We start from the raw sequence: 12,572 nt of genomic DNA on the forward strand, positions 1-12,572 counted from the left end.
ATAATTTTTATACAGGCGTGAAGCCCGGGATTGGAGAGATTGGCGTGAAAATAGAAAAACTGATTATGTCAGAGGAAGAACCGGGATATTTTCAGCCGGGAGTGACAAAGACAGAAGGCGGCGTGTACATCTGCACGGAGGCTGCCGGGGAAGAGGTGAGCCTCGCAGTATATGAGCAGGAGCAGGGGCCGGATGGAGAGGAGAAGGAGAAACGGAGAGTGTTCCCGTTCCCGAAGGGCTCCCGAATGGGCAGGATGCGGTGCATGAAGCTCCTGGGAGAGGATTTTTCCGGCCTGACCTATGCCGTTTTATCGGATGGAAAGGAGATGCCGGACACGTTTGGCCGCTCTTTTACTGGACATGGAACCTGGGGAGAGCTTTCCCATGTGGATACTCCCCTCAGGAGCAGGTTTGAGCTTGAGAGCTTTGACTGGGAAGGCGACAGGCCCCTTCAGATCCCGTATGAGGATATGATCCTCTACAGGATCCATACAAGAGGGCTGACCATGCGGGCTGGTTCAAAGGGCGCGGATGGAAAAGAGGAGGAAGCTGAAAACGGAGCAGAGCCTGGGACCTTCAGGGCCATTGCAGAAAAGATCCCGTATTTTAAGGAGCTTGGCATCACCTCCCTGGAGCTGATGCCGCCCAACGAATTTGAGGAGGTCATGCTGCCTGACGGCGCAGACGGAAATCCTTACGGCGTGGACCGGCCCACCGGAAAACTCAACTACTGGGGATACACCCCCGGCATGCTCTTTGCGCCCAAGGAGTCCTATGCTTCCGGGGCGTGTGGGGAGAAGAATCCGGTGCGGGAGTTCAAGGAGCTGGTGAAGGAGCTTCACCAAAACGGCCTGGAACTGGTTATCGAGCTGTACTTCACCGGAAAGGAGAGCGCCGCTGTCATCTCAGAGGCAGTGCGCTTCTGGGTGAGGGAGTACCACGTAGACGGCGTGCACCTGGTGGGAATTGCCGGCTGCCCGGCCTTAAGAGATGATCCGTGGCTGTCAGAAACCAAGCTGTTTGCTGCTTTTTGGGAGGAGGAAACACCGGGCCGGCGCCATCTGGCGGAGTACAATGACGGTTTCCTGATTGACATGAGAAGGCTTCTGAAGGGCGACGAGGATCAGATGAACAGCCTGATTTTCAGAAACAGGAGAAATCCGAAGGGCTATGGCGTCATAAACTATATGGCCAACACAAATGGCTTTACCCTCATGGATGCCGTCACCTATGAGATGAAGCACAATGAGCAGAACGGAGAGAACAATCAGGACGGAAGTTCCTGGAACTATACCTGGAACTGCGGCGTAGAGGGGCCAAGCCGCAAGAAAAAGGTAGCTGCCATGAGGCGCAAGCAGATCAGAAATGCGCTGCTCATGCTTTTCTTAAGCCAGGGCACGCCTCTGCTGCTGTCCGGCGACGAATTTGGATTTTCCAAGGGGGGAAACAATAATTCCTACTGTCAGGACAACGAGACCTCGTGGCTGGACTGGGGGCTGCTTAAGACAAACAGAGACATCTTTGAGTTTACGAAACAGGTGATTGCCTTTAGAAAGAAACACCCTGTTTTCCATATGGCCCAGGAGCCGAAGGTGATGGATTACCTGGCCTGCGGACACCCGGATGTCTCCTACCACGGCGTGAAGGCCTGGTGCCCGGAGTTTGAAAACTTCCGCCGCCAGCTGGGGATCATGTACTGTGGCGAGTACGCAAAAAAGGCGGACAATACACCCGATGACTACTTTTTTACCGCCTATAACATGCACTGGGAGCCCCACGAGTTTGCCCTGCCAAAGCTCCCCAAAGGGATGAAATGGCATCTGGCCTTTAACACAGATGACAGAGAGAGAAACGGCATCTACGAAGAGGGAGAGGAGCCGTGCCTGGAACAGCAGAAGCAGTTTCTGGTACCGGCCAGAACCATCGTAGTCTTCATCGGCTTAAAGGAAAGAGCGGAGGAGAACCGGGGAGAGAAGAGAGGAAAAAAAGAAAAGCAGCCGGCAGATAAGGAAAAGAAAAGGGCAAAGAAGGACCAGGAGAAGAAGGCCAAAGAAAAGGACGGAAAAAAGAAATCCGAGAAAAAGGCCTCTGCGAAAGGACCGGAGCAGAGCGGAGAGTAAAGCGTGAAAGGCCGGAGTCATGATGAGGAAAAGGAATAATATGAGAAAAGTAAACAGCAGGGAACAGAGACGGGAGCTTTTCAGGGCTCCGGCTGTGTCCGGGGCGCTTCTGTCTGCAGTGCTTCTGCCTGCAGCTGTACTGTCGGCTGCAGCCTTGCTGCAGGCGGGATGTTCAGCCCTTCCGGCACCGGTAAGGTCTTCTCTGACAGAGACACAGGAAAAGGAAGGAGCCGTGAGGGCGTTTGCCGCGGGCCCGGGAACACAGGCCTATCCAGGAGGAGACCCTTACAATGAGTATCAGTGGGGATTCCTGAACAATGGCCTGTTTCGTCTGACTGACAAAAACAGCGGGGCGGGAGCCGCGTTTCAGAATCTGACCTCCCGGACAGGCGGGCCTGCCTACGGGCCTGAGGTGGACAGCCGGGGAACTACCTTTGCCAAAGCAGGGATGGATATCAACCTGACTCCTGCCAGAGCTGCCTATGATGCCGTGGAGGGGAAAACCGAAACGGTTGTGGCTGTTATCGACACGGGAATTCAGACGGATCATGAGGAGCTGTCCGGCGGAATCTGGACAAATGCAGATGAGACCCCCGGAGACGGGACAGACAATGACGGAAACGGCTATGTGGACGATGTGAACGGATGGAACTTCTATGCCGGAAATAATCAGCTCTATTCAGGCAGGGAGGATAACCACGGAACTCACTCGGCCGGAACCATTGCTGCGGCTAAAAACGGGAGAGGGATCACCGGCATCTGCGATCCTGCCTATGTGAAGATTATGCCAATCAAAGTCCTGGGAACGGAAGAGGGGATTGGGACGCCGGAACATGTGGCTCAGGCCATACGCTACGCAGAGGCCAACGGGGCATCTATCTGCAATCTGAGCTTCGGCACAGCCAGATTTAATCAGGAGCTCTATGACACCATGAAAAATTCCGGCATGCTCTTCGTGGTTGCCGCCGGAAACGGCGACAGAAGCGGAAACGGTATCAATATTGATGAGTCTCCGGTGTACCCGGCGGCCTTTGACCTGGACAATGTGATCTCCGTGGCCAGCATGAGGCTGGACGGAAACCTGGATCCCAGCTCCAACTACGGCCCGGCAGGCGTTGACCTGGCAGCTCCGGGAAAGTATATTCTCAGCACGATCTCCGGAAACCAGTACGCCTACATGAGCGGAACCTCCATGGCAGCTCCCATGGTGACGGGAGTTGCTGCCATGATAAAATCTGCTTACCCGGATACAGATACGGGAAGACTTCGCCAGCTCATCCTCTCCTCTGTAAAGGAGAACAGCGCTATGGATGGAAAGACGGCCACAGGCGGAATGCTGGATGCCGGGAAAGCCATGGAGCTGGCCGGAGGGGCATAGGGCTGAAACCCGGATGGAGCAGAAAGATAAAAGGCGGAGAACGGAGAGATGGAGGGCTGAAATGACAGGCGCCGAGAGGAGACAGACAGAAAAGCCAGATGCAGGAAGCCATAAAACTGCAGAGATTGTTCTGAGCGCATTTCTGCCCCTGCTGTTCTACGGGCTTGCAGCGGAGACGGCACTGATTGTTCTGGAAGCTGTTTGGCGTATGTCAGGTATTTGGGCTTCTGCCGGGGAGGCGGGAGCGGCTGTGTTTCTGACTGAGGTTCTTCCCCAGGCTGCAAGCGGCATGGGGGCGGCTGTCATAATTTTCTGGTACTGGCCGAGGCCTGGAAATACCAGGATGGAGCAGGAGGGAGACGGCCGGTTTGGAGGACCGCAGAGCAAGGGAAAATGGGTGAGAGCTGCCTGGAAGCTTCCCGCCGCAGGTGTCTGCTACTGTATTGGGATGAGCGGACTCATCTGCCTTTCCGCAGCTGCCCTGGTGCCGGCAGAGATTTCTGAATCTGCGCTGGCACAGACGGCTGTGAGCGCCGCGGAGCCGACAGTTTCCCGGGCGGGCGGCGCGGCGGCTGCAGCTCTGACTTTTCTCTGCACGGGCTTTTTGATCCCGTTTGCCGAGGAGGTCTTGTTCCGGGGCCTGATGTATAAAAGGCTCAGAAGGAGGTTTGGCGTCTGGGCCTGCGCTCTGACAACGGCTGCTGTATTCGGGATCTATCACGGAAATGTACAGCAGGGGATTTATGCGGGGCTCATGGGACTTTTTCTCGCATTCCTTACAGAGCGCTTTCACACAGTGACAGCCGCTGCCTCTGTTCACATAGCGGCGAATCTGACAGCGCTGACCCTGGATGCGGCCGCCTTCGGTACGTGGATGGAGTCAGGACGCCTGAGCGCATGGGGGCTTACGCTCACTGCTCTGGCTGCGTGGGCATATCTTATCTGCCGGCTGTATGCAGAAACGAAAGCACTGTGACCGAGTATAAGGATATAATGAGCGCAAGCGAGCGGCGAATGACGATCACAGGCTGTGCTTTTGATATATTGGAAGGCAGCGGGGAAGACCGGCAGAAACAAAGCGGAACAGGAAAAGGGAAAACAGAGGAGACAGAGAAGACAAAGGAGACAGAACAGGATGAAAGAGAACATCTGGTTCGGGAACAGGAAAACGATGGGACAGGCAGACAGGAGGGATGCCCTTGACAGAAAAGAAATTTCACAATAAGGTGTGCTTTGCGGCCTTTCTGTTCAGCCTTATGGTGGTGATGATTCACAGCTATAATGCAGATATGTTTCTGGCGCTTCCGGCTGAGGGCGGGGCTTCAGAAGTGGTCTGGCAGTTCCAGCACATTCTGGCAGACGTTCTGGGGCCGGTGGCAGTGCCCGGTTTTTTCATGCTGTCTGCCTACCAGTTTTACAGGAAGTGTTCCTATAAAGATATAGGGCCCAAGATGGAGCGGAGGATACGGACGGTTCTGCTTCCTTACCTGCTCTGGAATTTCCTCTACTATCTGGGCTATGCGGCAGCCGGACGCATCCCGTATCTGGCCTGGATTTCAGACAAGACAGCGGTGGAGCTCAGCATTCCGGCTATGGCAGATGCGGTGCTTCATTTTACCTATAATCCGGTGTTCTGGTATATGTACCAGCTTATTTTCCTGCTCGCTCTCTCGCCGCTTCTGCATCCGCTCTTGAAAAACAGGGTTTCCGGCATTCTTGTGATTGGGGCGGAGCTGTACTGCATCAAAAATCTGATTCAGATACCGATTGTCAATATGGACGCCCTTTTTTATTACAGCGCAGCCGCCTACGGAGCGCTCCATGCAGAAGATTTTCTGGAGGAACGGCGGCTGCAGGGCAGGAAAGGGACGGCTGTCAGAGCCGCCGCTGCAGTGATCGGAACCGTGCTTGCAGTTTACTTTTACCAGGGCATCACAGTCAGGCATTCCGTGTTTGAGACAGTTCTCTACCGGTTTACCGTGCCTGTAACCCTCTGGATGGCGGTGCCGGGAATGAGGCTGCCGGATGCCAGGGAGTGGATGAAGTACGGATTTTTTCTCTATACTATCCACTTTATACTGGCGAGGGGAATCAACAAGCTGGGAGCAGCTCTCCTTCCCCACTCCGCCCTCACGGCCCTGCTTCTCTACCTGGCGATTCCGGTTATCTGTGTGATTCTGGCCTGGAAGCTGGGAGAGTTCCTGAGAAAATATGCAGGGCCTCTGTGGAGGGTAATCAGCGGGGGAAGATGAGAAAACAGGCGGCAGCCTAGTTTTTGCTCTCCCACCTGCCGGAGGCTCCGCAGGGGAGAACCAGTCCGCTCTCTGTTACCGGGAGGCCGATTTCCTCAGAGCGCACCGTTCCGCCGAACTTCGGAACCAGCTCTGTGGAAAGCATGTAGGTGAGGACAGACGGAGCCAGCCCTGTTGTGTAGGAGTTAATCAGATAGAACAGAGGCTGATCCGACAGAAGTTTGGCGCAGAGCTGCACAAAGGGGTGGATGGAATCCTCAATTTTCCAGATCTCTCCCTTAGGTCCTCTTCCGTAGGACGGAGGATCCATGATAATTCCGTCGTAGTGATTGCCGCGCCTGATTTCCCTCTCCACAAATTTGACGCAGTCGTCTACGATCCAGCGGATGGGGGCATCGGCAAGATCGGAGGAACGGGCATTTTCCCTGGCCCAGGTCACCATTCCCTTGGAGGCATCCACGTGAGTGACATGGGCGCCTGCCTTGGCGGCCGCCAGGGTTGCGCCTCCGGTGTAGGCAAACAGGTTGAGAACTTTTACAGGTCTTCCGGCCTTTCGTATCTTCTCTCCAAACCAGTCCCAGTTCGTGGCCTGCTCCGGAAACAGGCCGGTATGCTTGAAGCTGAAGGGCTTCAGGTTGAAGGTCAGCTCTCTGTAGCGGATGGTCCACTGCTCGGGCAGATCGAAAAATTCCCACTCGCCTCCTCCCCTGGAGCTTCGGTGATAATGGCCGTTCATCCGCTTCCATCCCTTGTGCCTTTTCGGTGTATCCCAGATAACCTGGGGATCCGGCCTGACAAGCAGATACCTGCCCCAGCGCTCCAGCTTTTCACCTCTGGAGCAGTCTATTACTTCATAATCTTTCCAGCCGTCAGCTATCCACATATGTATTGTTCTCCTTAAATTTGAATTTTTTATTTTTGGCTAAAACAGCAGACCCGGGGTTTAAAGAACCTTACGGCTGCCGTTTTTTTGGTTATGCATGATGCATATGAGTATTATATATTCCGCAGGAACGGGTGTCAAAGAGGTTTTGCGTTTTGTGCGGAAAGGCTTCAGCCATTCTGCAGAAAATTTCGTAATAGAATTGAAAGATTATTTCGCTTGAATATTTGTCCGGCTCTTGCTAGAATGGTAGATAGGAAAAAATGGGTATTTGCGGGAGGATTTTGAATGAAGAGAAAAGGAATCGCCGTATTGGGCCTTTCGGTCGCGCTGACTCTGGCCGGAGCGACGGCCAGCCTCGCCGAAGGGTGGCAGCAGTCCGGCGGCAACTGGGTATATTACAATTCAAGCGGAAATAAAGTGACAAACGAGTGGAGAAAAGGGGCTGACGGCCTCTGGCGCTACCTCAACTATAATGGGAACATGGCCCTCAACACCTGGGTGGACGACGAGTACTATGTGGACTCCAACGGAATCATGGTGGCCGGAAAGTGGATGCAGCTGGCTCCGAAGGATGACGGCTGGGATACAAATGCCGGACAGGTCTGGTACTACTTCGAGAGCGACGGAAAGGCTGTTTCCGACAACTGGCAGAAGATTTCCGGAAAGTGGTATTATTTCAACAGCGACGGCGAGATGCAGACCGGCTGGGCAGATGACGATCTTTATTATCTGGGAGACGACGGAACCATGCGCACAGGCTGGCAGTATCTGGAAGATCCCGATGCGGACGACGATGACGACGACAAGATGCGCCCCTATGAGGACGACGAGGATCACCACTGGTATTACTTCCAGAGCTCCGGCAAGCGCTACATGCCGGAAACAGGAGGAGACAATTACAAAAAATACAAGATAGACGGCGTCAACTATTACTTCGACGAGGAGGGCCGGATGCAGACCGGCTGGATCTGCGTGACCGGGGATGAGGACAACTTCCGCGACTACCGCTATCTCCAGGACAACGGAAAGCTGACTGTGGGCTGGTACTCCACCTATCCGCCGGAGGACTATGACGGGGATGTGGAGGACGAGGTACAGTGGTATTATTTCGAGAGCGACGGTGAGCCAAAGGTAGGCCCGGCTGTGGAGGAAGCCACTGTCCGGGATCTGGAAAAGATCGGCGGCGTGACCTACCTGTTTGACAATAACGGAAACCCTGTCTACGGCCTCAGAAACCTGAAGGACGGAAATGATTTTGAAACCTACTATTTCGGCGACAGGCAGACAAGCTCCGTGCAGAAGGGCCGCATGGATATCGAGGAGGGCGACGGCACAAAGTGCGAGTACTACTTTACCGAGAGCGGCAGCAAGGCCGGCCGCGGGTACACGGGAGTGAAGAATAATTACCTCTTTTATAAAGGAAAGCTTCAGGAGGCTGACAGCGGCACGAAGTACGAGGTAATCCGTGTGGACGGAAACAATTACCTTGTAAATACATCAGGCAAGATTGCCAAAGACACAACCGTCAAGGACTCCAGCGGCACACGGTTTGAGACGAACAAGTCGGGAATCGTCATTGAAGTAGATAAAGAGTCCAACAACGGCGACGAGTACGCAAGAGACCCCTACGAGCCGGTTCCGTGGGATTAAAGGGGCAAGAGAAAGAAGGGCAAGAGAAAGAGAAGGAAGGACAGATTTTTGTTCCAGCGAAGTCACAAAAATCTGTCCTTCCTTCTCTTTTTGCCGGGGGGAGCGAAAACGAGAGGGGCCGGAAAGGAAGTTCCTCTTCACCTTTTCTCCTCTCTTTTCGGCGGGCCGGAGTACAGTGGGGAGCAGAAGAAGGAGGTTTTTCAGTGACTTCGCTGGAACTGAAAAACCTCCTTCTTCTGCCGTGTATCCCCGTCCCGCCCTCCCCTCGTCAAAATGCCCAAAAACCTCTGAAAATCCACGGAAATTTCTTTGAAAAAATGAGGAAAAACCCTGAAAAATCCCTTGCAATTCAAGGAAACTTATGATATGATACAGAGGCTGTGGCATGATAGCGATGAAGCGTGAGGTTGCTGCCTGTAAGATGGCAGGTTTTCCGTGGAGCGAATGTCAAGTTAGGAAACTGGCGACAAGTCACTGTACAACTTTAGAGAATACCTGATTATATGGAGGATTCAGTGTGGAGTTTTGTATGACACACACGGATATGTGTACAGTCACCGCTTGTCGTGCTTCAAATAGTACGAAAAGGAGGCGACTTTTTTTATGGCAAGTCAAGTAATGAGAATCACATTGAAAGCTTATGATCATCAGCTGGTTGACCAGTCTGCTGCAAAAATCATCGAGACTGTAAAGAAGAACGGATCTAAGGTGAGCGGACCGGTGCCGTTACCAACAAAGAAAGAGGTTGTTACAATCTTAAGAGCTGTTCATAAGGACAAAGATTCCAGAGAGCAGTTTGAGCAGAGAACTCACAAGAGACTCATCGACATCATCACACCAAGCCAGAAGACAGTGGATGCTTTATCCAGACTGGAAATGCCGGCAGGTGTTTACATCAACATCAAGATGAAGAACAAATAAGATTTGTCAGTTATCCTGAAGGGTTTAGATAGATTTCTGGACTGTTCTAGGATGAACGCGGAAACATCCCGCGTTCCGCTGTAGAAAAAGACAGGAGGTCAAAAAATGAAGAAGGCGATTTTAGCTACAAAAGTTGGAATGACTCAGATTTTCAACGAAGACGGAGTTTTAACTCCAGTAACAGTTCTTCAGGCTGGACCATGTGTGGTTACACAGGTTAAGACAGCAGAGAACGACGGCTACGAGGCAGTACAGGTTGGTTTTGTTGACAAGAGAGAGAAGTTAGTCAGCAAGCCGGTAAAGGGACACTTCGACAAGGCAGGCGTTTCCTACAAGAGATATGTCAGAGAGTTCCGTTTTGAGAATGCTTCCGAGTATTCCGTAAAGGATGAGATTAAGGCAGACATCTTCGCTGCAGGCGACAAGATTGATGCTACTGCTATTTCCAAAGGTAAGGGATTCCAGGGCGCCATCAAGAGACATGGCCAGCACAGAGGACCTATGGCTCACGGTTCCAAGTTCCATCGTCATCAGGGTTCCAACGGTTCCGCTACAACACCAGGACGCGTATTCAAGGGCAAAGGCATGCCAGGTCAGATGGGCCACGTAAAAGTGACAATCCAGAATCTGGAGATTGTAAAGGTTGACGCAGAGAACAACCTGCTCCTTGTTAAGGGCGCAGTGCCAGGACCAAAGAAATCCTTAGTAACAATCAAAGAGACTGTTAAAGTCAGCAAGTAGGCTTTATAGGAAAGGAGGAACATACAGATGGCAAACGTATCTGTTTACAATATTGAAGGCAACGAAGTTGGCACATTAGAGTTAAACGATGCTGTATTCGGCGTAGAAGTGAACGAGCACTTAGTTCACCTTGCTGTAGTAGCTCAGTTAGCCAACAAGCGTCAGGGAACACAGAAAGCTAAAACACGTTCCGAAGTTTCCGGCGGAGGAAGAAAACCGTGGAGACAGAAAGGAACAGGTCACGCAAGACAGGGTTCAACAAGAGCTCCGCAGTGGACAGGCGGCGGCGTAGTATTCGCTCCGACACCACGTGACTACACAATCCGCTTAAACAAGAAGGAGAAGAGACTGGCTCTCAAGTCCGCTCTTACAAGCAGAGTAAACGAGAACAAGTTCATCGTTGTTGACGAGTTAAGCTTCGCAGAGATCAAGACAAAGAAATTTGCTGAGGTTCTGAAGAACTTAAAGGTTGAGAAGGCCCTGGTAGTAGGCGCTGACGCAAACGCTGCATTATCTGCAAGAAATATTCCGGCAGTTAAGACAGCTTCCGTAAACACAATCAACGTATATGACATTCTGAAATATAACACTGTAGTGGCAACTAAGGCTGCTGTAGCTTCTATCGAGGAGGTGTACGCATAATGGCAAATATTCAGTACTATGATGTAATCCTCAAACCAGTTGTAACTGAGAAGAGCATGAACGCTATGAGCGACAAGAAATATACTTTCTTAGTTCATCCGGAAGCAAACAAGACCATGATCAAAGAGGCTGTTGAGAGAATGTTCCCAGGAACAAAGGTAGCAGCTGTAAGCACCATGAACCTCGACGGAAAGACAAAGAGAAGAGGTCTGGTATTCGGAAAGACTGCAAAGACAAAGAAGGCAATCGTTAAGCTGACAGAGGACAGCAAGGAGATTGAGATCTTCGCAGGATTATAATTAGGGGAAGCGGCGAACCTTATGTCGCTTTTCACTGAGAACACACCAGGAGGCGTTGTAAGTCCTCCGGCAAACCAACCGGATGAACACTATATCCGGCATCAGAAAGGAGTTTAAGTCATGGGAATCAAAACATACAGCCCATATACACCTTCCAGAAGACATATGACTGGCTCTGATTTCTCCGAGATCACAAAGACAACACCAGAGAAATCCTTAGTAGTATCCTTAAAGAAGAACGCTGGTCGTAACAATCAGGGTAAAATCACTGTGAGACACCGCGGAGGCGGCTCCAGAAGAAAATACAGAATCATCGATTTCAAGAGAAATTCCAAGGATGGTATCCCGGCAACCGTTATCGGTGTTGAGTACGATCCGAACAGAACAGCAAACATCGCTTTAATCTGCTACGCAGACGGCGAGAAGGCATATATCCTGGCACCACAGGGACTGACAGACGGAATGAAGGTTATGTCCGGCCCGGAGGCTGAGGCAAAGGTAGGAAACTGCTTACCGCTTTCCGAGATTCCGGTTGGTGCTCAGATTCACAACATCGAGCTCTACCCAGGAAAGGGCGGACAGCTGGTTCGTTCCGCTGGCAACTCCGCTCAGTTAATGGCGAAAGAGGGCAAATATGCCACATTAAGATTACCTTCCGGCGAGATGAGAATGGTTCCGATTATCTGCCGCGCTACTATCGGCGTTGTAGGAAACGGAGATCACAACCTGGTTAACATTGGTAAGGCTGGTAGAAAGCGTCACATGGGTATCAGACCTACAGTCCGCGGTTCCGTTATGAACCCGAATGACCATCCACACGGTGGTGGTGAGGGTAAGACTGGTATCGGTCGTCCAGGTCCATGCACACCTTGGGGCAAGCCAGCTCTTGGTCTTAAGACAAGAAAGAAAAACAAACAGTCCAACAAGTTAATCGTAAGAAGACGAAACGCTAACAAGTAATCGTTCGATAGGAGGTAATTAAATGGCTCGTTCACTTAAAAAAGGACCATTTGCAGACGCGCATCTTTTAAAGAAAGTCGATGCTATGAACGCAGCAGGCCAGAAGCAGGTTATCAAGACCTGGTCCCGCCGTTCCACTATCTTCCCACAGATGGTAGGACACACAATCGCAGTTCATGACGGAAGAAAGCATGTTCCGGTATACGTAACAGAGGATATGGTAGGACACAAGCTTGGTGAGTTCGTTGCCACAAGAACTTACAGAGGCCACGGAAAAGACGAGAAGAAAGCCCGCAGATAGACTTACGCTTTGAAAGGAGGTTTCACAAATGGCTAAAGGACATAGATCCCAGATTAAGAGAGAAAGAAATGCTAACAAGGATACAAGACCATCCGCAAAGTTATCTTACGCTAGAGTATCCGTTCAGAAAGCATGCTTCGTATTAGATGCCATCAGAGGCAAGGACGTGCAGACAGCACTTGGTATTGTAACTTACAATCCCAGATATGCTTCTACTTTAATAAAGAAACTGTTAGAGTCAGCAATCGCAAACGCTGAGAACAACAACCAGATGAATGTTGAGAACCTGTATGTAGCAGAGTGCTACGCAAACAAGGGACCGACAATGAAGAGAGTTAAACCGAGAGCACAGGGAAGAGCTTACAGAATCGAGAAGAGAATGAGCCACATCACTGTAGTGCTTGACGAGAGATAATTAAGGA

The 12,572-nt window shown here is 51.6% G+C and carries 15 protein-coding genes; 14 read left to right on the forward strand and 1 reads right to left on the reverse strand.

What is annotated here, in order from left to right; genetic code table 11:
- Positions 1 to 44 precede the first annotated feature (44 nt).
- The 5 genes from DW757_RS03685 to DW757_RS03705 all read left to right on the forward strand — a co-directional run bounded on the left by DW757_RS03685 (position 45) and on the right by DW757_RS03705 (position 5,750).
- A complete protein-coding gene (locus DW757_RS03685) occupies positions 45 to 2,120 on the forward strand; it encodes an alpha-amylase (protein WP_347559956.1) in 2,076 nt (691 codons plus the stop codon).
- 40 nt (positions 2,121 to 2,160) lie between these two features.
- Entirely contained in the window at positions 2,161 to 3,498 is a 1,338-nt protein-coding gene (locus DW757_RS03690) for a S8 family peptidase (RefSeq protein WP_015574653.1), read from the forward strand.
- A gap of 61 nt (positions 3,499 to 3,559) precedes the next feature.
- Positions 3,560 to 4,474 carry a CPBP family intramembrane glutamic endopeptidase gene (locus DW757_RS03695; protein WP_243033354.1) on the forward strand — a complete coding sequence of 305 codons (915 nt, stop codon included), beginning with the start codon at positions 3,560 to 3,562 and terminating at the stop codon, positions 4,472 to 4,474.
- A 38-nt stretch (positions 4,475 to 4,512) separates the two neighbouring features.
- Positions 4,513 to 4,701, forward strand: a complete 189-nt coding sequence (locus DW757_RS03700) for a hypothetical protein (protein ID WP_044930707.1) — start codon at positions 4,513 to 4,515, stop codon at positions 4,699 to 4,701.
- Entirely contained in the window at positions 4,698 to 5,750 is a 1,053-nt protein-coding gene (locus DW757_RS03705) for an acyltransferase (RefSeq protein ID WP_182433244.1), read from the forward strand. The genes DW757_RS03700 and DW757_RS03705 overlap by 4 nt, the downstream gene beginning before the upstream one ends.
- A 16-nt stretch (positions 5,751 to 5,766) precedes the next feature.
- Here the strand turns inward: DW757_RS03705 and DW757_RS03710 are convergent, their stop codons facing one another.
- Complete coding sequence (locus tag DW757_RS03710) at positions 5,767 to 6,633, reverse strand: class I SAM-dependent methyltransferase (protein ID WP_015574655.1); 867 nt, start codon at positions 6,631 to 6,633, stop codon at positions 5,767 to 5,769.
- Positions 6,634 to 6,921: 288 nt separating this feature from the next.
- Here DW757_RS03710 and DW757_RS03715 point away from each other — a divergent pair, with 288 nt between their 5' ends.
- From DW757_RS03715 to rplV, 9 genes are all read left to right on the forward strand, one after another.
- Complete coding sequence (locus tag DW757_RS03715) at positions 6,922 to 8,286, forward strand: cell wall-binding protein (RefSeq protein ID WP_118751039.1); 1,365 nt, start codon at positions 6,922 to 6,924, stop codon at positions 8,284 to 8,286.
- The gene (locus tag DW757_RS17225; RefSeq protein WP_147355627.1) at positions 8,277 to 8,651 is read left to right on the forward strand and encodes a hypothetical protein; all 375 of its coding nucleotides are present in this window, start codon (positions 8,277 to 8,279) and stop codon (positions 8,649 to 8,651) included. The genes DW757_RS03715 and DW757_RS17225 overlap by 10 nt, the downstream gene beginning before the upstream one ends.
- Positions 8,652 to 8,889: 238 nt before the next feature.
- Positions 8,890 to 9,207, forward strand: coding sequence for a 30S ribosomal protein S10 (gene rpsJ / locus DW757_RS03720; RefSeq protein WP_118751040.1), 318 nt, complete (start codon positions 8,890 to 8,892; stop codon positions 9,205 to 9,207).
- A 105-nt stretch (positions 9,208 to 9,312) separates the two neighbouring features.
- On the forward strand, positions 9,313 to 9,948 hold the full coding sequence (gene rplC, locus DW757_RS03725; RefSeq protein WP_008396331.1) for a 50S ribosomal protein L3: 636 nt from the start codon (positions 9,313 to 9,315) through the stop codon (positions 9,946 to 9,948).
- A 27-nt stretch (positions 9,949 to 9,975) separates the two neighbouring features.
- A complete protein-coding gene (gene rplD / locus DW757_RS03730; RefSeq protein WP_008396330.1) occupies positions 9,976 to 10,590 on the forward strand; it encodes a 50S ribosomal protein L4 in 615 nt (204 codons plus the stop codon).
- Positions 10,590 to 10,889, forward strand: a complete 300-nt coding sequence (rplW, locus tag DW757_RS03735) for a 50S ribosomal protein L23 (protein WP_087384753.1) — start codon at positions 10,590 to 10,592, stop codon at positions 10,887 to 10,889. The genes rplD and rplW overlap by 1 nt, the downstream gene beginning before the upstream one ends.
- A 120-nt stretch (positions 10,890 to 11,009) precedes the next feature.
- Complete coding sequence (rplB, locus tag DW757_RS03740; protein ID WP_015544470.1) at positions 11,010 to 11,849, forward strand: 50S ribosomal protein L2; 840 nt, start codon at positions 11,010 to 11,012, stop codon at positions 11,847 to 11,849.
- 22 nt (positions 11,850 to 11,871) lie between these two features.
- Entirely contained in the window at positions 11,872 to 12,150 is a 279-nt protein-coding gene (gene rpsS / locus DW757_RS03745) for a 30S ribosomal protein S19 (RefSeq protein ID WP_008396327.1), read from the forward strand.
- 28 nt (positions 12,151 to 12,178) lie between these two features.
- Entirely contained in the window at positions 12,179 to 12,565 is a 387-nt protein-coding gene (gene rplV / locus DW757_RS03750; RefSeq protein WP_008396326.1) for a 50S ribosomal protein L22, read from the forward strand.
- Positions 12,566 to 12,572 lie beyond the last annotated feature (7 nt).

This window comes from Clostridium sp. AM29-11AC (assembly GCF_003480545.1).
GTDB lineage: Bacteria > Bacillota > Clostridia > Lachnospirales > Lachnospiraceae > Otoolea > Otoolea saccharolyticum_A.